We start from the raw sequence: 22,593 nt of genomic DNA, 5'->3' as shown, positions 1-22,593 counted from the left end.
CGATGGCGGCGGATGGTGTTGTCTTCGCCGAGGTAGGCCGGGATGTTTCGGACATGCTCGGCTTTCGGCAACAGGGCGTCTGGATCGTGGTCGGTGCGTTCCTTGCGGCCGTCTGGACCGTCGTGGGCTACCTGTCGTGGGAGACCGATTCCTGGATACCGATGCTTGCCGCCGCCGTACTGTCCTGCTCGGTCGTTGTCATCGTGCGTGCGCACGGTGATCCGCTCCCAGGTTTGCCGACGCTGGTGGCGCTGCTCACCGGCCCGCTGGTGAGCGCACTCGCACTGCTCCAGACACCCGCAGACCTGGCGCCATCGGTACTGCTGATGTGGATTCATGGCGGTCCCACCGCCGTCTACTGTTTCACCGCTGTCCGCGGCCGTTTCCCCGCGGTGTTCGCGGGTGTGGCGGCGATGGCGGTGGTGTTCGGATTCTGGGGCCAGGCCACGGGGCAGACGTTCATGGACGGGGTATCCCGGATGATCATCGATGCGGCACCGTTGACGATGTCGATGCTGTTCGCGCTGGTCCTGCGTCCCACCGCGTCGTCCGTGTTCCTGCTACGGCAACAAACACTGGAACGAGTCGCGCAAACCTCCGCCGATATTGCCGCCGACGAGGAACGAACCCAGCAACTGGACATTCTCAACACCCTCGCCAGGCCATTGCTGAAACGAATCGCCTCGGGTGAGGAGCTGTCCGACGCCGAAAGAACAGAGTGCGCGCTCCTCGAAGCCCATCTCCGTGACCGGCTACGGGCACCGTTGATGTCGGAACTGAAACTCGACAGGCTCGCCTACGAAGCCCGCCTGCGTGGCGTCGACGTCACTTTCATCGACGATTCGCATCTCGATGACGATCCGGCTGCAGTCGCGCTCGATGATCGGGTGACGTCGGCTTTGGCGGCCTTGTGCGCGGATGTCCTGGCGAACACCGAGTCCGGCAAGGTCTTCGTGCGCGTAGCTACGCCCGGCCGCTCAATTGCTGCGTCGGTCCTGTTGCGTGACGGCGACGAGAACGTGCGCTACGAACTCGATCACTCCGGCGACGTCACTGTCTTCCACTGAATCTCACTCCACCTACGAGCCGTTCATGAGCTTTGCGAATCAACCCCCAGTTTTGTGCGGCACGCAAAGATACGGCTCACTCCTGGATAAACGAACCGATACCGTTGGCGAGAGGTAGAACTGGCGTCTTACAACTCGGTGATGAACTGTCAGATGCTACTTTCCAGAATTGTCATGAAGGGACGACGATGTACGACGACAAGTGCAAAGATTGCAGGGAGCATCGGTGCTCAACCTGCAAAGGAGCAGGCCACGTCTGGGGGATGTTCGGAGACTGCACTGCCTGCCGCGGTAGCGGTGGAACGCCTTGCGCTCGGCATAGGTAGTGCGAATTAGTGGGTATCCAAGGTAGCAGACTATCGATCATAGTAATCGGACTGAAATCGGGCGCGGGATTCAGCTCGCGAAAATGAAGGGGCACCTATAATGAGAAGGATTCGTAACATCGCAGTCGGCGTGTTGGGAACTGCTGCTGTGCTTTCACTGACTGCCACCCCCGCAGTGGCCGGCCCCTATGCCAGTGGGACTGTGACTTCACCCTCGGCGAACACGGTTCTGGTGAAACTCAACAACCTCACCGAAAGCAATCGAAAGTGTGGTTTCCGCCTGGAAGGCATGGCGGGTTACAGTACTCCCAGCCAGGTGATCGCCCCGAAATCGACGTGGACGCTGATGCTAGTGGACGTGCCATCTGGCAACTACTCCGCGAAATGGGAATGTGATTCGTTCGCCGGCGGTGGGATCTTCGTGCAGGTCGACGGAAAGGAGACGGGTACGACCCGGATCGGTTCGAGCAGTGTTCGTCCTACGTCGGGTGCGACCTCACCGACGGTATCTTCACCGGGGACCGTGGCGACGCCATCGGCGGACGAGTCACCTACGTACTTCGGGTCGCTGGGTTCGTAGCGGGTCACGCCTGCTCGTCGATTCAATCAGCTTCAAAAGTAATGCTGCCTACTCCCGGTTCTGGAGCAGGCAGCATTACTTTCGTGCGTCGAGTGGTTTGGGCGGTGTGAGGTTCTCGCCTTGTTCAGCCGTTGTTGAGGGTGAATTCGACGCGAGCCCAGTCACGTGGCTCGTTCTCGTCACGGTTGTACACAAATGGTCGGTACGTGAGTGATTCGCCCGGTTTCATATTGTCGGCCGCGAGTCGCTTCGTACCGTCCAGGTCGTTGGTGTTCTCGCTGTCACCTTCGAAGAAGTCGACGCGTCCTTTGGTGAGGTAGACGGTACCGTTCTCTTCGCGGACCGTGTAGCGAAGCTCGACGCGGATCTCTCCACCGCATCGGGCCGTGGCAACCCTCGAGCGGGTCTGTCCGGAGGTCAGTGTGAAGTTGATGTTGACATCACGGTTGCAGCGTTCGTCCGAACCGAAGTTTTCGTAGTCGTTGATGACGAACGAGGCATCCCCGGTGATGGACCGGGTGGCCGCGTGCGCCGGAGCGGTTGTGGCGACAAGCCCGACGACGGCGGCGGCACAGGTGGCGGCGGCACACCATCGTGCGATGGGTCGGGTCGCCGTCCTTGTGCTCGCGGTCCGAAAGAGAAGAGAACTATGGTGATGCGAGAACATGATTTCCTCCGAGTGTGCGTAGTTGTTCCCGCCAGCTCGTGGACCAGAGCCCCGGCACAGAGGAGACACTGAGGCTGGTCGTTCTATGAAAGCAGGGATACCGAATCCGGACAAGGCACAGTTCAGCGCCGGTTTCTGCTTCGGATGTTGCTTTGGATGAGTAACGACCGGTGCGTCAGGCGGTTTGGGCGGTGAGGCGGAGTGCGTCGACGAGGTAGTCGGTGGTTCGGGTGTCGGCGATGGTGAGGCGGAAGCCGTGTGTCGGGCACTCCTTGCCGATGATTCCGATGCTGCGCAGCAGCCGGCCGATGGCGATGCCGTCGTCACCGGGGAGGTACACGAAGTTCGCGTGACTCGGCAGAACCGTGCCGCCGAGAGCGGACAATGCCCCGATCAGGCGGTCGCGTTCGGCGCGCATGGCCTCGATACGGGACGTCAACTCACGCTGGGCGGCCAACGCGACCGGGACCGCGCATTCTGCGGCCGCGCTCACCGCGAACGGAATCTCGCGGCCTCGTGATCCGGCGATGCTCTCCGGTAGGCCGAATGCGTAACCCGCTCGGACGCCGGCAAGACCATATGCCTTCGAGAATGTGCGGAGCACAACAAGATCCGGATTCACCCCCAGCAATTGCGCGATGTCAGGTGGATTCTCCTGGTATTCGACGTACGCCTGATCGAGGATCACGCGAATACCGGCGGGGACTGCGCGCAAGAATGCGCGTAGCTCGGCATTGCCGATGATCGCACCGGTCGGATTGTGCGGAGAACACAGGATCACGGCGGCTGTATCGGGGCCGATACCCGCGAGGAGAGCATCGAGGTCGGGAATCCCTGACGGCGTCAGCGGAGACGGATCGATCGTCGCGCCGAGCATCCGGGCGAGGATCGCGAAGCCGTCGAACGTCGGTACCGGGGTGGAGATCCTCGGCCGCCGAGTTCTGGTGCGAGTAAGGCAATCTTGCAGGATCGTGAACGCAACGGCGGTGCCGCCGGCGCCCACAGTCACCGCGGCCGGGTCGACACCCAGATGCGTTGCGATCGCCGCGCGCAGAGTGTCCGGGAGGAACTCGGGATAGCGGTGTGCACGACGAGCCTGCTCGGCGAGCGCGGTCGCGACCGCCGGTAACGGCGGATAGGCGGATTCGTTGAGATCGCAACGAGCCACCAGCGGGGGGTCGCCGGGATGGCGTAGTGGCCCGCTCACGACCGGCCGGCCCAGCGGATGGCGCCCGCGGCGGCGAAATCACCCGCGTGGGCGAACGCCGCCATCAACACCACATCTCCGTCGGTGATCCGGCCGTCGGCCACCGCGGCATCCAGTGTCATCGGGATGCCGACGGCGAACAGGTTTCCGCACTCGTCGAACGTGTCGGGGTGGCGCTCCTCCGGAAGTTCCAGGGCCTCACGCCAGTTCCGCAGGAAGATGCGGTTTGGTTGATTGGTGATGAACGCGTCGAGATCACGGGTCTGCACCCCGATGTGGCCGGCGACCTCGTACGCGACCTCGGGCACCAGCCGGTTTCCGCGGGCCAGCACTTTCGCGATCTTGGCCTCGGTGAACCCGACGTGGATCTGGCCAGGCCCGGCCTCCCAGTACTTGCGTTCGGGCGAGGAGACCGCGGTCATGTCGGCCGAATACTGGCCGTACGAGCGGCACACCGTGTCCAGGACGGGACTTCCCACTTCCGAGAGAGTGAGCACCGCGACCGCCGCACCGTCACCGGGAATGGACGCCTGGGCCTTTCCACGCACCTGTTCCTGCACGAAGATCTGCCCGGCACTGTTCTGTGCCAGCCCGATCAGTGCTTTGCGGGCTCCGCGTGCCCGCAGCAGATCGCCCGCCAGTTCGACGAGAAGGATGAATGCGGCGCATCCACCGTTGTGGACATCGAGCACCACTTCCGGCCGCAACCCGAGCCGGTGCGCCACCTCGCCGACGCAGCCACGCACCGGAACCTCCGGAAGCTGACTGTGGGTGAGCACCACGTCGACGTCGTCGAGATAGTCGGCGCCATGGCGGTCGGTGAGAGTCTTTGCCGCCGTGACGATCATGTCGGCCGAGGTCTCGCCGTCGGCCGCGTGGTGACGGAACGAGGGTGATCGGAACATCACGTTCCCGGCCAGTTCGTCGGTCTCCGCGAACTGGGCGAAATAGTCTGCGGGAACCCTGTTTTCGGGTCGATAGGTGGCCAGGTCGGCCAGCCGGACGGTGGGTGTAGTGCTCATGTGCGCATCCAATCAGGGGTCAGCGGAAGGCCGTTGTGGTGCCGGAACTCGGCGATGGCGGTCAGGTTGTCGAGTTCGACCTGGTGCCCCGCCCAGAACATGTCCCACAGGTCGCCCACCCATTCCTCACGCTCCGGCGGCGCGGTGTCGGGGAACGGATTGTCGTCGTAGAAGGGATGCCGGCAGTTGTTCCACAACACCACCGAACCCGGCTTGTTCAGCACGATCTGGGCGTCGACCACCCGCATAAGGTAGATCATCCACAGGTGCTCACCCTGATCCCAGGCACAGTGATAGTCGACGGTCATGGCATCAGGATTGGCCTCGGTGCGCACGTAGATCTTGGTGTCGGCGTTGAGCATGTCGTAACCCACCCACAGGCCGGAATCAGTGTCGCGGCTGAATCCTCTGGTGCTGTACGTCCATTCCTCCAGCGATCGGGTATCGGCCAGCCACTCGTACAATTCGCGAGGCGGTGCATCGACGTAACCCTGGACGGGACAGAACTTTCCGTAGATCTGCTGGTGCGGGTACACCGAACGGATCTTGTCGACGACCAGTGCCGTGTTCGCCGAACGCGGATGGGTTTCTATCCGGAACACACCGTCGAGCGGTTCGGAGATATCGGCGAGTGCCGGGTTGGGAGGCGCGGACGCGTCGGTCATATGTGTGCCTTTTCAGAGGAATGGTGCGAAAGGGGGGACTTCATCGGGATCGACGTCGACGACGAGGCAGGCGGGCCCGGCGGTGGTCAGCGCGTCGGCGCAGGCCGTGGCCAATTCGGCGGCATCGGCGGCGTGGAACACGCTGAGTCCGGGGAACATGGCCGCGACCCCGGCGGCGATATCGGTGGGTGCGAATCGATTGAGGCTGGGCGCATCTGGAAAGTAGAGGTGTTCGCGGGTCACGCACATCGCGTGCGCGTTGTTGTTGAGCACCACCAGAGTGAGCGGCGCGCCGTATTCGACGGCGGTGTGCAACTCCATCCCGTGCATGAAGAACGAGCCGTCCCCGGCGATGACAACGGTCGGCTTACCTGAGTCGAGGGCGCACCCGAGCCCGGCACCAATCGCGTGTCCCATCCCGCCCATGCCGAGCGCCACCCCGAACCGGAAGTCGCCGAACGGGAGATAGTGGATCGATGCCGCCCCGGTGTTGCCTGCGTCGGCGAAGACCGCGCAGCCCGTTGGCAGGTGGGTGCCGATCGTATCGATCACCGTGCGCATGTCGAGTGGGAGATCAGTGTCCGGCGTCCGGAGATAGTCGATCACGGCGGCCGGCGGCGCCGCGGGTGCGGCACCGATGTGTCCGGTCAGACTCTCGACGAAGGCGCTCAGGTCGGTACACGGAATGTGTTCGGTGACGGCGGATGTACGGGGTGGCCACGCCCCCACATGTACGATCGGCGTCGCCGAGGCGAGATCATCGAGGCCCGCGCGGTCCGTCAGCGACATACGGCAGCCCAGCACCAGCCACAGGTCGGCTTCGCTGAGTGCCTTATGCGCCGACGGATGACCCATCACCCCGGTCACCCCCGCGCACCGCCCGGTAGCACCGACGTCACGTCCACCGGGTGAGACGACGACCGTCGCCCCCAACGAGGTGGCGAGGGCGTCGATCGGTTCGCGAAGCCGGAGCCAGGATGCCTCCTCGCCTGCCCAGATACAGACGTGGCCCCCGTCGGCGACCAGTTCGGTGAGCCGGGCGGCCAGAGAATTGCTCTCGGGTGAGGAGTCCGGCGGGAGCGGTCGCGGCGGCGCGGCCGGGCGGGCCGGCGCGGCCTGGACGTCCTTCGGAATCACCAGCGCCGCGGGTAGTCCGCGATGCAGGGCGGTGACCACCACGGTGAATGCGGCGGCCAGAGAATCGGGGTCGTCGACGACCGCGTACGCTCCGGTGACCCCCGCGAGGACCGCGGTGAGGTCGATGGTGTCGGGCGGGGTCAGCATGTCCTGGAAACCGCCGCGGCCGACGGTCGGGCGCGGCGCGGTGCCGATCAGCGCCAGCACCGGTACGCGGCTGTCGTAGGCCTCGGCGAGCGCGGGCACGACGTTGAGCGCACCGCCACCGGAGGTGGTCAGTACCGCGCCGATTCCGCCGGAGATGCGTGCGGCCCCGTCGGCCATCGCACCGGCGGCGAATTCGTGTTTGGCGATGACGGGTGTGATGTCAGGGTGCCGAAGCGCCGCGTCGAAGATGTTCTCCGCGTTGGCGCCGTGCACCCCGAACAGCGTGGAGATACCGAGCTGCCGCAGCTGTTCGACGATCAGGTCGGCGACGGTGGTCGGCAGGTGGGTGGAAACTGTGCTCACCTCGGGCGTCAGTGGGTCGCCACGAAACGGTCCATCGTGCGTTCGGCGGTCGCAGCGATGGTCAGCGACGGGTTGACCAGGCCGACCTCGCCGGGCATGAATGCCCCGTCGACGACGTACAGGTTGTCGTAGCCGCGGACCGCGCCATTGAGGTCTGCGGCCTGGTTGATCACCACCCCGCCGAGTCCGTGGTACGTGCTTGCCGAGCCGAAGCCCGCGAGCCGCGACACGATCGGCACGCCGCCCGCACGCCGCGCGAAATGGTTGGCGAAAGAGTTGCCGCGCCGGTCGAGGATGCTGGTGTGTTCGGCGAACGGATAGTTCAGTTCGGCCGTCCCCGTCGACCGGTTGTAGTCGATGGTGCCGCGCTCGGGACTGAACACCTGAATCAGGTTGGTGGTCAGCAGTTTTCCGGTGGGGTACGGCAGCGGGGTGGAGTGGTACACCATCGAGACCGGGCCGCCGGGAAAGTCGTCGTCGTAGAATCGCCCGTATCCGGGGCCGCCCTGGACCGGTCCGTAGTCGTCGGTCAGACCCGTGCGGGCGGTGAGGAAGTCGCCGTTGGCGCCGAATCCGTCGCCGATCTTGCCCGACAACTTGGGCAGATGACCCTTTGCCCTGGCCTCGACGAGCAGCCGGGTGGTGTGGAACGAGCCCGCACCCAGGAACACATAGTCGACGTCAGCAGTGACGATGCGCACGGTGCGGTGCTGGTAGTCGATCTCGCGGGCTTTGACGACGAACCCGGGCCGGTTGCCGCGGGGCCGGATCTCGAACACCTCGTGCATCGGCTTGATGGTCACGTTGCCGGTGCGTTCGGCAGCCGGCAGATAATTGTGGTCGGTGGAGTTCTTGGCTCCGCTGTTGGCGCCGAACCCCATCTCACCGATGCTGAATGACGGCGTGGCCCGACCCGCGAGCTCGGCACGCACGATGTCCCAGTCGACCGCGTATTCGAAGGTACGCAGGTGCGCACCGTAGCGGCGCACCGTCTTGGCCCACGACCGGGCGCCGACATAGTTGGGGTGGGCGAGGATGTCGGCGGGCAGCTTGGACGCGTTGAGCATCTTCAGGGCTCGCGGGTAGTACACGCGCTTGAGTTCGTCATAGCCGGTGCCACCGGGAAAGACGTGCTCGAAGTCCTGCTTGCGGGGAGTCGAGGTGAAGGCGCCGAAGACGAGCGAGCCACCGCCGACACCGGCGCCGTACACCGAGTCGATGCCGTTGCCTTTGATCTGGTCGAGCAGACCCGGGTACTTGGCGACGGGGATTCCCGCAGGTCCGCCGAGGCCGACCTGGCCGCCGAACCACGATGCGCGGCCGTCGAGCCTGGTGATGGAGGGGAAGGTATTGCCGTCCTTGCGGATATCCCAGCGCCGGCCCCGCTCGAACACGGTGGTCCGGAATCCGGCCTGGCCGAGCCGGAGTGCGGCGACGGAGCCGCCGAATCCGGTGCCGATGACGGCGGCGGTCTTGCCCGCTCCGTCGGGCACCGCGGTGGCGGGGGTGCGGGTGGAGCCGAGCGCGCCGAGGGCGCCGAGGGCTGCGGTTGCCTGCAGGACTCGCCGACGGGAGACCGTCGCGGTCCGGACGCTTTCAGAGGTCACCAGGAGAACGTACCCAAGGTGACACTAACTTAGGAAGTCCTAAGCCATGCTCAGGTGTGCAATGGGATTTGCAGCGCACGGCGGGTTGGTGAATTGATTTGCATCGTTGTGCATAATGATTGCATGACCATCAGAGTGGCTGTCGCCGGTGCCAGTGGCTACGCGGGCGGGGAGATCCTGCGCCTGCTTCTCGGACATCCACGTCTGCGATCGGGTGACCTGGAGATAGGCGCACTGACGGCCGGCGGAAACGCCGGCAGCGCGCTCGGCACGCAGCATCCGCACCTACTTCCGCTCGCCGACCGGATATTGCAGGAGACCGCGCCCGACACTCTGGCCGGACACGACGTCGTGTTCCTCGGTCTGCCGCACGGGCAGTCGGCCACCATCGCCAACGCCTTGCCGCCAACGACGATCGTCGTCGACTGTGGCGCCGATTTCCGGCTGCGAAACGCCGACGACTGGGCCCGGTACTACGGCGGCGACCACGCCGGCACCTGGCCGTACGGGCTGCCCGAACTGCCCGGGAACAGGGAGGCACTGAGTAGCGCATCGCGGATCGCTGTTCCGGGCTGCTATCCGACGGTGTCGATCCTTGCGCTGCGGCCCGCGATGGCCGCCGGACTCATCGAGCCGCATGTGACGATCGTCGCGGTGAGTGGAACCTCCGGTGCCGGAAGGGCTCCGAAGGTGGATCTGCTGGCGTCCGAGGTCATCGGATCGTCGCGGGCCTACGGTGTCGGGGGAGTGCATCGGCACACCCCGGAGATCTCGCAGGAACTTTCCGATGCCGCGAATCTTCCTGTCACCGTGTCGTTTACACCGGTGCTCGTACCGACCTCCCGGGGCATCCTGGCGACCTGCACGGCCAAGACCACCGCGTCGGCCGACGAGATTCGCGCGGTCTACGAAAAGGCCTACGCCGACGAACCTTTCATCCACCTCCTGCCCGAAGGGCAACTTCCGGCGACCGGGAACGTCATCGGATCCAACGCGGTGACACTGCAAGTGACCGTCGACGAGCGGGCGGGAACACTCGTGGTGGTCGGCGCCATCGACAATCTGGCAAAAGGCACCGGCGGAGCCGCCGTGCAATCAATGAACCTCGCCCTCGGCTGGGATGAGACCGAAGGGCTTTCGACCGTGGGAGTGGCACCATGACCGATAACGAGAACGTCGACCGGATCGAAGGCGGCGTACCGCTGGACGCACCGCGGATCGTTCGCGGCCAGGGCGTGACCGCACCCCTCGGTTTCCGGGCCGCGGGCTTGGCCGCGGGTATCAAGAAGTCCGGAAAACCCGATCTCGCACTGGTTTTCAATGAGGGTCCCGAATACTCGGCGGCCGGAGTATTCACCCGTAACCAGGTGAAAGCGGCCCCCGTCCTGTGGAGCACGCAGGTCATGACCACCGGGCGGCTCCGGGCGGTCATCCTCAATTCCGGTGGCGCCAACGCCTGCACCGGTCCCGGCGGGTTCCAGGACGCCCACAAGACCGCCGAAGCGGTCGCCGAAACGCTTAGTAACTGGGGCACCGAAACCGGCGCGGTCGAGGTCGCCGTGTGCTCGACGGGCCTCATCGGCGACCGGCTGCCCATGGACAAGGTCCTGGCCGGGGTCACCGAGATCGTGCACGAAATGGCCGGCGGGCTGTCCGGCGGAACCGACGCCGCGCACGCCATCATGACCACCGACACCGTGCCCAAACAGGTTGCGCTGCACCATCCTCAGGGCTGGAACGTCGGCGGCATGGGCAAAGGTGCCGGCATGATGGCTCCGTCGCTCGCGACGATGCTGGTGGTACTGACCACCGACGCCGTCGCCACCACCGAACAACTCGACGCCGCATTGCGCGCTGCCGCCGGCAAGACCTTCGACAGGCTCGATGTCGACGGGTCGACCTCCACCAACGACACTGTGCTGCTGCTCAGTTCGGGGGCGAGCGGCATTCCCGCCGACCAGACCGACCTCGACGCCGCGGTGTTCGCGGTCTGTGACGACCTTGCGGCGCAGATGCAGGCCGACGGCGAAGGCGTGACCAAACGCATCGTCATCACCGTCACCGGTGCGGTCACCGAGGACGACGCGGTGACGGTGGCGCGCGCGGTGGCCCGCGATTCGCTGGTCAAGACGGCACTGTTCGGCGCCGATCCCAACTGGGGCAGAGTGCTTGCGGCCGTGGGTATCTCGCCCGTCACGGTCGATCCCGACATCATCTCGGTCTCGTTCAACGGACAGGCCGTGTGCCGCAACGGATACGGTGTCGACGGCGCCCGCGACGTCGATCTGTCGGGTGAGGATGTCGACGTGATCGTCGACCTCGGTCTCGGTGATGCGACGGCATCGGTGCGCACCACCGACCTCTCGCATGCGTACGTCGAAGAGAACTCGGCGTATTCGTCATGAGCGACAACACATTCAGGGACACAGAGTTCAGGGACACGGAGTTGAGAGCCGTCGACAAAGCGGCCGTTCTCGCCGAATCGCTTCCCGAGCTACAGGAACTGCATGGGGCGACCATCGTCGTCAAGTACGGCGGCAACGCCATGGTCGACGACCGGCTCAAGGCCGCCTTCGCCGCGGACATGGTGTTCCTGCGGGCCTGCGGCATGCACCCGGTCGTCGTGCACGGCGGCGGCCCGCAGATCTCGGCGATGCTCAAGCGTCTTGGCCTCCAAGGAGAGTTCCGCGGCGGATTCCGCGTCACCACCCCCGAGGTGATGGATGTGGCGCGGATGGTGCTGTTCGGTCAGGTCGGCCGCGAACTGGTCGGACTCATCAATGCCCACGGTCCGTACGCCGTCGGAATCACCGGTGAGGACGCACACCTGTTCACCGCCACCCGGCGCACCGTCCAGGTCGACGGTGTGGCCACCGACATCGGGCTGGTCGGCGACATCACTTCCGTCAACACGTCGGCGGTGCTCGATCTGGTTGCCGCAGGACGCATCCCGGTGGTCTCCACGATCGCGCCGGACTCCGATGGCGTTGTGCACAACATCAACGCCGACACCGCCGCCGGTGCGCTCGCAGAGGCACTCGGCGCGGCGCGACTGGTGATGCTCACCGACGTCGAGGGTCTCTACACCGATTGGCCCGATCGCACGTCGCTGGTGTCCTCGATCACCACCGGCGAACTCGAAGGTCTTCTGCCGAAGCTGGATTCGGGCATGATTCCGAAGATGGAGGCATGCCTGCGCGCTGTCGGCGGTGGCGTCGAGCGCGCCCACGTCGTCGACGGCCGCGTGCCGCACGCCGTCCTCGCCGAACTCCTCACTTCCAGCTCAGCCGGAACCAGAGTCGTTCCTGGCACCACCGATCGGACCGAATCATGACAACTCTGGCGCAGCGGTGGTCCGCATCGCTGATGAACAACTATGGAACCCCGCCGCTGGCACTGGTGGGCGGCAAGGGAGCCGTCGTCACCGACGCCGACGGGCGCGAGTACCTCGACTTACTGGGCGGTATCGCCGTCAACGCGCTCGGTCACGCCCACCCGGCGATCATCGAGGCCGTCACCGAACAGCTCGGCACCCTCGGCCACGTGTCCAACCTGTACATCAATCCGCGCGTCGTCGAACTCGCCGAGCAGTTGCTCGACAAGTTCGGGCATCCGGGCAAGGCGTTCTTCTGCAACTCCGGCACCGAGGCCAATGAGGCCGCGTTCAAACTGGCCCGGCTCACCGGACGTCCCGAGATCGTCGCCGCCGAGATGGGCTTTCACGGACGAACCATGGGAGCGCTGGCCATGACCGGCCAGCCGGCTAAGCGCGCCCCGTTCGAACCGATGCCGCCCGGCGTCCGGTTCGTTCCGTACGGTGACGCCGACGCACTGGACACCGCCGTCACCGATCGGACCGCCGCGGTCATCCTCGAGCCCATCCAGGGTGAGGCCGGCGTGATCGTGCCGCCCGCGGACTATCTCGCGCACGCCAGACGGATCACCGCCGAACGCGGCGCCCTGCTGATCCTCGACGAAGTACAGACCGGCGTCGCCCGCACCGGGGCATTCTTCGCGCACCAGAACGCCGGCATCGTTCCCGACATACTCACCCTCGCCAAGGGACTCGGCGGAGGACTGCCGATCGGCACCGTCCTGGCCACCGGACCGGCCGCCGACCTGTTCGGGCCGGGTCAGCACGGCACCACCTTCGGCGGTAACCCCGTTGCAGCGGCCGCAGCGCTCGCCGTCATCAACACGATCGACGACGACGGACTCACCGATCACGTTGCGGCAGTGGGTAAGACGATCGCCGCCGGTATCGAGGAACTCGGTCATCCGATGGTGACCGGCGTCCGTGGCGCAGGGCTGCTGCTCGGGGTGACTCTGGCGCAGCCCATCTCATCGGCCGTCGAGATGGCGGCACGCGACGCGGGCTATCTGATCAACGCGCCCGCGCCCGACGTGCTGCGACTCGCGCCACCACTCATTCTCACCGAGGATCAGGGCAGACAATTCGTCGGCGCACTGCCGGCGATCCTTGACGCGGCAACGCGCGACCAGGAGGCACCACAGTGACCCGGCACTTCTTGCGTGACGACGACGTCACCCCCGAGGAACAGGCACAGATACTTGCCCTTGCGGCCTCCGTCAAGGCCGACCCGTTCGGTGCACGGCCGCTCGAAGGGCCGCGTGGCGTGGGCGTGATCTTCGACAAGAACTCCACCCGCACCCGGTTCTCGTTCGAGCTCGGCGTCGCCCAGCTCGGCGGCCACGCGGTGGTCGTCGACGGCACCACCACCCAGCTCGGCCGCGACGAGACCATCGAGGACACCGCCCGCGTGCTGTCCCGGTTCGTCGAGGCGATCGTGTGGCGCACCTCCGGACATGAGCGGCTCGAAGCGATGGCGTCGCAGGCCTCGGTGCCGGTGATCAACGCCCTGTCGGACATGTGGCATCCGTGCCAGATCCTGGCCGACCTGCAGACCATCATCGAACGCAAGGGACGCACCGCAGGCCTGACGATGACCTACCTGGGCGACGGTGCCAACAACATGGCGCATTCGCTGGCACTCGGCGGGGTCACCGCCGGGATGCACGTCACGATCTCGGCTCCCGAAGGATTCGACCCGGACCCGGCCGTCATCGACGCGACTCGCGAACGTGCCGCTGCCACAGGTGGATCCATCACCCTCGAACGCGATCCCCGGGCCGCCGCGACCGGCGCGGACGTGCTCGTCACCGACACCTGGGTGTCGATGGGGCAGGAAAGCGACGGCAAGGACCGGCGCGCCCCGTTCCGGCCGTATCAGATCAACACCGAACTGCTGGCCCTGGCCGATCCGGAAGCGATTGTGCTGCATTGCCTTCCCGCGCACCGGGGTGACGAGATCACCGACGAGGTGATCGACGGACCGGCCAGCGTCGTCTTCGATGAGGCGGAGAACCGACTACACGCGCAGAAGGCCCTGCTGATCTGGTTGCTGGGGCAGTAGTGGTCGCGCCCGACACCCCCGCCGCCGATGCCACCGGTCGCCTGCCGGAGTCCCGGCTCGCACAGACCCGGGCGGGCCGGCACGCACTGATCGTCACTCTGTTGTCCACCCATCAGGTCCGCAGCCAGTCGGCGCTGCAGCAACTGCTGGCCGCAGAGGGCGTAGAGGCGACACAGGCGACGCTGTCCCGGGACCTCGACGAGTTGGGGGCGGTCAAGCTGCGGGCGGCGGACGGAGGTGCGGGCATCTACGTCGTTCCCGAGGACGGGTCACCGGTCCGCGGGGTGGCCGGCGGCACCGACCGGCTCGCGCGGCTGCTGTCCGAACTGCTCGTCTCCACCGACGCCAGCGGCAACCTCGCAGTGCTGCGCACTCCGCCTGGGGCCGCGCACTACCTGGCCAGCGCGATCGATCGGGCGAGTCTGTCCGACATCGTCGGCACCATCGCCGGCGACGACACGATCCTCGTGGTGGCCCGCGAGCCGCTCGACGGTGCCGGCCTGGCCCGGCGAATCGAGGGCCTGGTGTAACCGGCCCGACATCGACCAGACCACTCCCAGGTGACCACATCCCCCGAACACACGAGTCATCAGCACTCAATAGACTTTCCTCTCGACACAAAGGAGCGCACATCCCATGACCGAACGCGTTGTTCTCGCCTACTCCGGCGGCCTCGACACCTCCGTCGCCATCAGCTGGATCCAGAAGGAAACCGGCAAGGAGGTCGTGGCCGTGGCCCTCGATCTCGGCCAGGGCGGCGAGGACATGGAGGTGGTGCGTCAGCGTGCTCTCGACTGCGGTGCCGTAGAGGCCGTGGTGGTCGACGCCCGCGACGAGTTCGCCGACGAGTACTGCCTGCCGGCCATCACCTCGAACGCCTTGTACATGGACCGGTACCCGCTGGTATCGGCGCTCTCGCGGCCGCTGATCGCCAAGCACCTCGTGCAGGCGGCCCGCAATCACGGCGGCACCGTCGTCGCGCACGGCTGCACCGGCAAGGGCAACGACCAGGTGCGGTTCGAGGTCGCCTTCGCCACTCTCGCACCCGATCTCGATGTGCTCGCGCCGGTGCGTGACTACGCGTGGACCCGGGAGAAGGCGATCGCGTTCGCCGAGGAGAACGCCATCCCGATCAACGTCACCAAGAAGTCGCCGTTCTCGATCGACCAGAACGTGTGGGGCCGCGCCGTCGAAACCGGCTTCCTCGAAGACCTGTGGAACGCACCCACCAAGGACGTCTACGACTACACCGACGACCCGACGCTCAACTGGCAGTCGCCCGACGAGGTCATCATCAGCTTCGACAAGGGCAAGCCCGTCGCCATCGACGGCCGCCCGGTGTCGGTGCTGGAGGCGATCGTCGAACTGAATCGTCGCGCGGGTGCGCAAGGTGTCGGTCGTCTCGACGTGGTCGAGGACCGGCTCGTCGGCATCAAGAGCCGCGAGGTGTACGAGGCGCCGGGCGCGATGGTGCTGATCCGCGCCCACGAGGAACTCGAACACGTCACCATCGAACGCGAACTCGGCCGCTACAAGCGCGGTACCGACCGCAAGTGGGCCGAGCTGGTGTACGACGGCCTGTGGTTCTCTCCGCTGCGCCGCTCGCTGGCGGCCTTTGTCGACGCCACTCAGGCGCACGTCAGTGGCGACATCCGGCTGGTCCTGCACGGCGGCCATATCGCGGCCACCGGCCGGCGCAGCAGCGAGTCGCTGTACGACTTCAACCTCGCCACCTATGACGAGGGCGACAGCTTCGACCAGTCCGCGGCTCGTGGTTTCGTTGAGCTGCACGGACTTTCGTCCAAGATCTCGGCCAAGCGGGACCTGGGTCTGTGACCGGCGACGCGGGCGGGGGCACCAACGAGGGTTCCCTGTGGGGCGGCCGGTTCGCCGACGGACCGGCCGCCGCCATGGCGGCGCTGAGCAAGTCGACACACTTCGACTGGGTGCTGGCTCCCTATGACATCGAGGCATCCAAGGCGCACGCCCGCGTGCTGAACAAGGCGGGTCTGCTAGTCGACGACGACCTGACCGCGATGCTGGCAGGCCTGGACCGGCTCGCGGCCGACGTCGCCGACGGCACCTTCGCGCCCGCCGAATCCGACGAGGACGTGCACGGTGCGCTCGAACGCGGGCTCATCGAGCGCGTCGGTGCCGAACTGGGAGGTCGCCTGCGCGCCGGCCGGTCCCGCAATGACCAGGTGGCCACGCTGTTCCGGATGTGGTTGCGCGATGCGATGCGACGGGTGGGGTCAGGGGTGCTCGACGTCGTCGAGGCCCTCACCGGTCAGGCCGCGGCCCATCCCGATGTGGTGATGCCCGGTAAGACGCACCTGCAGGCCGCACAGCCGGTGCTGCTGGCGCACCATCTGCTCGCGCACGCCCAGCCGCTGCTGCGTGATGTCGACCGCCTCGCCGATGCGGACCGCCGGACCGCGGTGTCCCCGTACGGGTCCGGGGCCCTGGCCGGTTCGTCGCTGGGTCTGGACCCGGCTGCGATCGCGGCCGATCTCGGATTCTCCGCGGCGGCCGAGAACTCGATCGACGCGACATCGTCGCGGGATTTCGCCGCCGAGGCGCTGTTCGTGTTCACGATGATCGCGGTGGACTTGTCGCGCCTGAGCGAAGAGATCATCATCTGGAGCACACCGGAATTCGGGTACGTCACATTGGCGGACGCATGGTCCACCGGAAGTTCGATCATGCCGCAGAAGAAGAATCCCGATGTCGCCGAGCTGGCCCGCGGCAAGACAGGCCGCCTCATCGGCGATCTGACGGGTCTGTTGGCGACTCTCAAAGCACAACCGCTGGCCTACAACCGTGACCTGCAGGAGGACAAGGAGCCGGTCTTCGACGCGGTGGCGCAGCTGGATCTGCTGCTACCCGCGATCACCGGCCTGGTGGCCACGCTCGAGTTCCATGCGGACCGGATGGCCGAACTCGCCCCGGCCGGCTTCACGCTGGCGACGGACATCGCTGAATGGCTTGTCCGGCAGGGAGTTCCGTTCCGGGTGGCACATGAGGTGGCCGGTGCGTGCGTGCGTGCCGCGGAGTCGCGAGGGGTCGGTCTCGACGATCTCGACGACGAGGTGCTCGCGGGTATTGATCCGGCACTCACACCCGAGGTCCGGGACGTGCTGACGGTGCGTGGGTCGATCGAGTCTCGCGATGCTCTGGGCGGAACGTCGTCCAGTCAGGTCCGGCGGCAACTCGCGGTCATCTCGGAGGCGTTACCCGGTCTTCGTGACCGGTGGCCGGCCGGTGCGAGACGGTAGCGGTGCTCGCATCGCGTTCAAGTGGGTACAGTGAGCGCACGCCGTGACATGTGGGTCGCTTGACCAGGTAGGAGTTGGGTGAAGATGGTGGGATTCGGAATTCCTGGTGTGGGCGCCGCGGTCGAGCGCGTGCTCGCCACCGCACAGAACGGGCTGGAGGTACTGCGCTTCGGCTCACTCGACACCGGGATCGATCCCACACCGTTCATCGTTGCCGAGAACGAGCCGATGTTCCGGCTCCGGCGGTACTTTCCCGACGACCCGGGAACAGGTCCGCATGTCTTGCTTATCCCACCGCTGATGGTGGCCGCCAACGTCTACGACGTCACCGAGACCAATGGAGCGGTGTCGATCCTGCACCAGCACGGCATCATCCCGTGGGTGATCGACTTCGGATCACCCGACGCGGAGGAGGGCGGGCTCGAGCGCACGCTGGCCGACCACGTGCTGGCGGTCAACCGGGCGATCGACATCGTCGTCGAGACCGCGGGCCGCGACATCCACCTCTCGGGCTACTCGCAGGGCGGTATGTTCGCCTACCAGGCGGCCTCGTACCGGCAATCCAAGAACATCAAGAGCATCACCAGCTACGGCAGCCCGGTCGATGTGCTCGGTGGCCTGCCGATGCATGTTCCCGCATCCATCGCCGCACCGGTCTCGGAGTTCCTCGCCGACAATGTGGTCAACCGGCTGTGGATCCCGGGTTGGATGTCGCGCACCGGTTTTCAGATGCTCGATCCGGTGAAGACGATCAAGGGCCGGATCGACTTCCTGCGCAAACTCCACGACCGCGACGCACTGCTGCCACGAGAGGAAGCACGCAGGTTCCTTGAGGTCGACGGCTGGGTGGCCTGGTCCGGTCCGGCGATCGCCGAGTTGCTGCGCCAATTCGTGGCCCACAACCGGATGATGTCGGGCGGCTTCGTGATCGACGGTGTGCTGGTGTCTCTCACCGAACTCACGATGCCGATCCTCGCGTTCGTGGGCACCGCCGACGACATCGGACAGCCGGTGGCCGTGCGCGGTATCGTCCGGGCCGCCTCCCGCGCCGAGGTTTACGAATCCACCATGCCGGTCGGGCATTTCGGACTGGTGGTGGGTAGTGCCGCGGGTGCGCACTCGTGGCCGACAACCGCCGAATGGATCAACTGGCACGAGGGCATCGGCCCCCGGCCCGAGGTCATCGAGAAGATGGCCGAGGTACCCGAAGGCGGCCAGGGATCCGGCGTCAGTCTGTCTTCGCGGTTGACGCACGGTTTCGGGTCGGTGGCGATGGCCGGAGCCAATCTGACCAAGGACATCGCCGATGCGGCCGGTTCGCTGCAGCGCACCACTGTGGCCGTGGCGCGCGAGTCAGTGCGCAGCGTGCCGATGATGCTCAGCCGCATGGGACAGATTCAGGCCGACACCCAGATCTCGCTGGGCAAGCTGATGTCGGAGAACACCAAGCGCGGCGGTGACAAAGAGCTGTTCCTGTTCGAGAATCGGGTTCTCACGCACCGACAGGTGAACACTCGCATCAACAACGTCGTCGCGGGCCTGATCCACTGCGGTATCCGGCCCGGAACCCCGATTGGTGTGCTGATGGAGACGCGTCCCAGCGCACTGGTTGTCGTCGCCGCGCTGTCGCGGCTCGGTGCGGTCGCCGTGATGCTGTCGCCCGACGCCGATCTGGGGGAGATGCTGCGTGTGACGCATTGTGCGGCCGTCGTCACCGACCCCGACAATCTGGAAGCGGCGCGTTCGGGTTGCGACCACGTACTCGTTCTCGGCGGTGGCAGCGGCCAGTCGCGCCGGATCGCCGGAGCCGACGGTACATCCGTGGTCGACATGGAACAGATCGAGCCGTCCGCCGTCGAGATCCCGAAGTGGTACCGGCCCGATCCCGGTGTCGCCGGTGACGTGGCCTTCATCCTGTTCACCCGGTCGGGCGGCAAGCTCAACCCGTGGCGCGTCACCAACCACAGGTTCGCGATGTCCGCTTTCGGTGCCGCGTCGGCAGCTGCGCTGACCGACCGCGACACCGTCTACTGCCTCCCGCCGCTGCATCACGCGTCGGGTCTGCTGACCACTATCGGCGCGGCCGTCGCCGGACGGTCCAGGATCGCCCTCTCGAATGCCATCGAACCGGAGACGTTCGCCGCCGAGATCGATCGATACGGCGTCACCGTCGTGTCGTACACCTGGTCGATGCTGCGGGAAGTGATCCGCGCGGACGATCTGCAGATCAATCGCTACAACCCGATCCGGCTGTTCATGGGTTCGGGGATGCCTGGCGGACTCTGGAACGACGTCACCGACACCTTCCCGAGGGCCCGGGTCCTGGAGTTCTTCGCCACCGCGGACGGTTCGGTGATCCTGGCCAACGTCGCCGGCGACAAGCCGGGCGCGATGGGACAGTCGCTGCCCGGAACGAACCACGTCGAACTGGCGGCCTGGGATGTGGCCAACGATCGTCTGATCATCGACGACTCCGGATTCGTGCGGAAAGCGGATGCCGGAATGCCCGGCCTGCTGCTCTCGCGAGCAACACACCGCTTCGACACCAACGGAACCGTCCTGCGTGGTGTGTTCGCGCCCGGTGACCGCTGGGAGGTCGTCCCGCAGCTGTTCGTGCGTGACGTGGATAACGACCTGTGGTTGGTGTCGGCACTGGATCGGGTGATCCACAGCGCCGACGGTCCGCTGTTCAGTCCGCCGGTCGAGTATCACCTCTCCCAGGTCGACGGCGTCGATCAGGTGGCCGCGTACCCGGTGGGCGAGGCCGGTAGCCAGATCATGGTCGCTGCCCTCACCCTGCGCACAGGCGCATCGGCGGACTCGTTGACGGTTACCGCTTTGCGTCTCGCTCTCGGTGAGGTACCGGCGGCACTGCGACCGCATCTGATCTGCGTGGTCGATGAAATCCCCGTGTCGAGTTCGTACCGGCCACTAGCCGCCGCGCTCGCGGCGAACGGTATTCCCGAACCGGGCCTCAAGGTCTGGTATCGGGACGACGAGGGCCGCTACCGGCGCTACACAAAGAACATCGCGGCGGAGATCGACTGGTCCCACCGGACATTGCAACGCCGGGACCAGCCGAGTGTGTCGCGCTGATCGCCGATAGGGTGGCATTCGGCCGGCGACCTGCCGGACACCGCACCGGTGACGTCAATGAAAGAGGAATCGCGTGAGCACACGGGCAGGGTCGATCCCGCAGGTCGTCCGGGAGCGTCTGGTATGTCCGCAGGATCACGGTCCGCTGCTCGACGCGGGCGACGAACTCTACAACCCGCGGTTGCGCGTCGCGTACCCGATCGACGCCGACGGCATCCCGGACATGCTGGTCAGCGATGCGCGTTCGGTGACGGACGACGCCGAACACGCGCACTTGAGTTCGTCCCACTGACAGTGCGGTCGTCGGGTACTCGGACGTCGGGTCCGGTGGTGTCGGTGGCGTTCGCGGTAGATGGCAGGATTGACCCGTGACGACAGACCAGATTCAGCAGTCCGGTGACAGCTCCGAGGCCGAACCCACGGGTCCCGGCCACGATGACCTCATCGACGAGCTCACCTGGCGCGGGCTGATCGCCCAGTCGACAGACATCGACGAACTGCGGTCCGCCTTGAGTGCGCCGATCTCGCTGTACGCCGGGTTCGACCCGACGGCGTCGAGCCTGCACGCAGGCCATCTGGTCCCGTTGCTCACCTTGCGGCGCTTCCAGCTCGCCGGTCACCGGCCCGTGGTACTGGCGGGCGGCGCCACCGGGCTTATCGGTGATCCGCGTGATGTGGGGGAGCGCTCGATGCACTCCACCGACACCGTCGCCGAGTGGGCCACCCGCATCGCCGACCAGCTTCGCAGGTTCGTCGCCATCGATGACTCGGCGAACAGCGCGGTCCTGGTGGACAACATGCAGTGGACCTCGCAGATGAGCGCCGTCGACTTCCTGCGCGACGTCGGAAAGCACTTCTCTGTCAATGTGATGCTCGCCCGGGAGACGATCCGCCGGCGACTGGAGAGCGACGGCATCAGCTACACCGAGTTCAGCTATGTGTTGCTGCAGTCCAACGACTTCCTCGAACTGCGCCGCCGGTACGGGTGTGTGCTCCAGATCGGCGGCTCGGATCAGTGGGGCAACATCGTCGGAGGCGTCGACCTCATTCGCCGGGTCGACGGTGAGTCGGCGCACGCCATGACCGTTCCGCTGGTCACCTCGTCCGACGGGAAGAAGTTCGGCAAGTCCACCGGCGGAGGAAGCCTATGGCTCGATCCCGAACTCACCAGCCCGTATGTCTGGTACCAGTACTTCGTCAATACCGCCGACGCCGATGTCGTCCGCTACCTGCGCTGGTTCACGTTTCTGGACCGCGATGAGATCGATGAACTCGAACGCGCGACTGCCGAGACTCCGCACCTGCGTCTGGCGCAGAAGCGACTTGCCGCGGAGATGACCACGCTCATCCACGGCGCCGAGCAGACCGCAGCCGTCGAACTCGCCAGCCAGGCGCTGTTCGGCCGGGCCGAACTGGGTGCACTCGACGAGAGCACGCTCGCCGCGGCGGTGGGAGAGACCACGGTGGCAGACTTCGGCGGCGAGCGGCCGACCCTCATCGAACTGCTGGTCGCAACCGGCCTGTCGGACAGCAACAAGGCCGCCCGGCGTGCTGTCGAAGAAGGCGGCGCATATATCAACAACGTCAAGATCACCGACCCACAGTGGGTTCCGTCGGACAGCGACCTACTGCATGGTCGATGGCTGGTGGTGCGCCGCGGGAAGAGGAGCTTCGCCGGCGCGCGAGTTGCCTTCTGACCAGGCGATTTGACCTCGTGTTAGCGCCTGTGTAACTTAGTTGAAGCATCGCCGAGAGCAACCGCCCCGGAATCAAGCGAAACCGGGCGGGCTTGGCTGTCTGTGACACGAGAGTCTTGCACTCGGCGGTCGTAGGCAGGGTCCAGCCGACCGTGATCACCAGAACCGAAGAGCCGCGATTTGCGAAGCGGAAATCGACTCTGGTAGGCTGGGGGAGTTGCCCCGGAGAGGGTGACGAACTCCAAAATTGAGCAGGGCTCGCTGAAGTTCGCCGGCTGTTGTGGTTGGTGGTGTTGGTGGGT

18 protein-coding genes are annotated in these 22,593 nt (G+C 66.0%); 12 read left to right on the top strand and 6 right to left on the bottom strand.

Features of this window, described 5'->3' with window-relative positions; all coding sequences use genetic code 11:
* Positions 1 to 2: 2 nt before the first annotated feature.
* Positions 3 to 1,067: a hypothetical protein gene (locus tag Q0627_RS06250; protein ID WP_298808442.1), complete on the top strand. Its 1,065-nt coding sequence runs from the start codon at positions 3 to 5 to the stop codon at positions 1,065 to 1,067.
* A 1,030-nt stretch (positions 1,068 to 2,097) separates the two neighbouring features.
* Here Q0627_RS06250 and Q0627_RS06245 read toward each other — a convergent pair.
* The 6 genes from Q0627_RS06245 to Q0627_RS06220 all read right to left on the bottom strand — a co-directional run bounded on the left by Q0627_RS06245 (position 2,098) and on the right by Q0627_RS06220 (position 8,788).
* Positions 2,098 to 2,640, bottom strand: coding sequence for a hypothetical protein (locus Q0627_RS06245; RefSeq protein WP_298808439.1), 543 nt, complete (start codon positions 2,638 to 2,640; stop codon positions 2,098 to 2,100).
* A gap of 175 nt (positions 2,641 to 2,815) precedes the next feature.
* Positions 2,816 to 3,808, bottom strand: a complete 993-nt coding sequence (locus tag Q0627_RS06240; RefSeq protein WP_298808436.1) for a histidinol-phosphate transaminase — start codon at positions 3,806 to 3,808, stop codon at positions 2,816 to 2,818.
* A 35-nt stretch (positions 3,809 to 3,843) separates the two neighbouring features.
* The gene (locus Q0627_RS06235; RefSeq protein ID WP_291015801.1) at positions 3,844 to 4,869 is read right to left on the bottom strand and encodes a 3-oxoacyl-ACP synthase III family protein; all 1,026 of its coding nucleotides are present in this window, start codon (positions 4,867 to 4,869) and stop codon (positions 3,844 to 3,846) included.
* Positions 4,866 to 5,534 carry an SRPBCC family protein gene (locus tag Q0627_RS06230; RefSeq protein WP_298808432.1) on the bottom strand — a complete coding sequence of 223 codons (669 nt, stop codon included), beginning with the start codon at positions 5,532 to 5,534 and terminating at the stop codon, positions 4,866 to 4,868. The genes Q0627_RS06235 and Q0627_RS06230 overlap by 4 nt, the downstream gene beginning before the upstream one ends.
* A gap of 12 nt (positions 5,535 to 5,546) precedes the next feature.
* Positions 5,547 to 7,181: a thiamine pyrophosphate-binding protein gene (locus Q0627_RS06225; RefSeq protein ID WP_298808430.1), complete on the bottom strand. Its 1,635-nt coding sequence runs from the start codon at positions 7,179 to 7,181 to the stop codon at positions 5,547 to 5,549.
* Positions 7,182 to 7,189: 8 nt separating this feature from the next.
* Positions 7,190 to 8,788 carry a GMC oxidoreductase gene (locus Q0627_RS06220; protein WP_298808428.1) on the bottom strand — a complete coding sequence of 533 codons (1,599 nt, stop codon included), beginning with the start codon at positions 8,786 to 8,788 and terminating at the stop codon, positions 7,190 to 7,192.
* Positions 8,789 to 8,911: 123 nt separating this feature from the next.
* Here Q0627_RS06220 and argC point away from each other — a divergent pair, with 123 nt between their 5' ends.
* The 11 genes from argC (at position 8,912) to tyrS (ending at position 22,291) form a co-directional block, all read left to right on the top strand.
* A complete protein-coding gene (gene argC, locus Q0627_RS06215; RefSeq protein ID WP_298808426.1) occupies positions 8,912 to 9,949 on the top strand; it encodes an N-acetyl-gamma-glutamyl-phosphate reductase in 1,038 nt (345 codons plus the stop codon).
* Positions 9,946 to 11,193, top strand: coding sequence for a bifunctional glutamate N-acetyltransferase/amino-acid acetyltransferase ArgJ (gene argJ, locus Q0627_RS06210; RefSeq protein ID WP_298808422.1), 1,248 nt, complete (start codon positions 9,946 to 9,948; stop codon positions 11,191 to 11,193). Before argC ends, argJ begins: the two co-directional genes overlap by 4 nt.
* The gene (gene argB, locus Q0627_RS06205; protein WP_298808421.1) at positions 11,190 to 12,122 is read left to right on the top strand and encodes an acetylglutamate kinase; all 933 of its coding nucleotides are present in this window, start codon (positions 11,190 to 11,192) and stop codon (positions 12,120 to 12,122) included. The genes argJ and argB overlap by 4 nt, the downstream gene beginning before the upstream one ends.
* Positions 12,116 to 13,306: an acetylornithine transaminase gene (locus Q0627_RS06200; protein ID WP_298808510.1), complete on the top strand. Its 1,191-nt coding sequence runs from the start codon at positions 12,116 to 12,118 to the stop codon at positions 13,304 to 13,306. Before argB ends, Q0627_RS06200 begins: the two co-directional genes overlap by 7 nt.
* The gene (gene argF / locus Q0627_RS06195) at positions 13,303 to 14,223 is read left to right on the top strand and encodes an ornithine carbamoyltransferase (RefSeq protein WP_291014468.1); all 921 of its coding nucleotides are present in this window, start codon (positions 13,303 to 13,305) and stop codon (positions 14,221 to 14,223) included. Before Q0627_RS06200 ends, argF begins: the two co-directional genes overlap by 4 nt.
* Complete coding sequence (locus Q0627_RS06190) at positions 14,223 to 14,753, top strand: arginine repressor (RefSeq protein WP_291014466.1); 531 nt, start codon at positions 14,223 to 14,225, stop codon at positions 14,751 to 14,753. The genes argF and Q0627_RS06190 overlap by 1 nt, the downstream gene beginning before the upstream one ends.
* 106 nt (positions 14,754 to 14,859) lie before the next feature.
* On the top strand, positions 14,860 to 16,059 hold the full coding sequence (locus Q0627_RS06185) for an argininosuccinate synthase (protein WP_298808418.1): 1,200 nt from the start codon (positions 14,860 to 14,862) through the stop codon (positions 16,057 to 16,059).
* A complete protein-coding gene (argH, locus tag Q0627_RS06180; RefSeq protein ID WP_298808415.1) occupies positions 16,056 to 17,498 on the top strand; it encodes an argininosuccinate lyase in 1,443 nt (480 codons plus the stop codon). The genes Q0627_RS06185 and argH overlap by 4 nt, the downstream gene beginning before the upstream one ends.
* 84 nt (positions 17,499 to 17,582) lie before the next feature.
* Complete coding sequence (locus Q0627_RS06175) at positions 17,583 to 20,594, top strand: AMP-binding protein (RefSeq protein ID WP_291014460.1); 3,012 nt, start codon at positions 17,583 to 17,585, stop codon at positions 20,592 to 20,594.
* A 73-nt stretch (positions 20,595 to 20,667) separates the two neighbouring features.
* Positions 20,668 to 20,886, top strand: a complete 219-nt coding sequence (locus Q0627_RS06170) for a Trm112 family protein (protein WP_291014458.1) — start codon at positions 20,668 to 20,670, stop codon at positions 20,884 to 20,886.
* Positions 20,887 to 20,977: 91 nt separating this feature from the next.
* Complete coding sequence (tyrS, locus tag Q0627_RS06165; RefSeq protein ID WP_291014470.1) at positions 20,978 to 22,291, top strand: tyrosine--tRNA ligase; 1,314 nt, start codon at positions 20,978 to 20,980, stop codon at positions 22,289 to 22,291.
* The last annotated feature ends 302 nt before the right edge of the window (positions 22,292 to 22,593 follow it).

The organism is uncultured Gordonia sp. (assembly GCF_937858515.1).
Classification (GTDB): domain Bacteria; phylum Actinomycetota; class Actinomycetes; order Mycobacteriales; family Mycobacteriaceae; genus Gordonia.
This window is presented reverse-complemented; position numbering and strand designations above follow the sequence as displayed.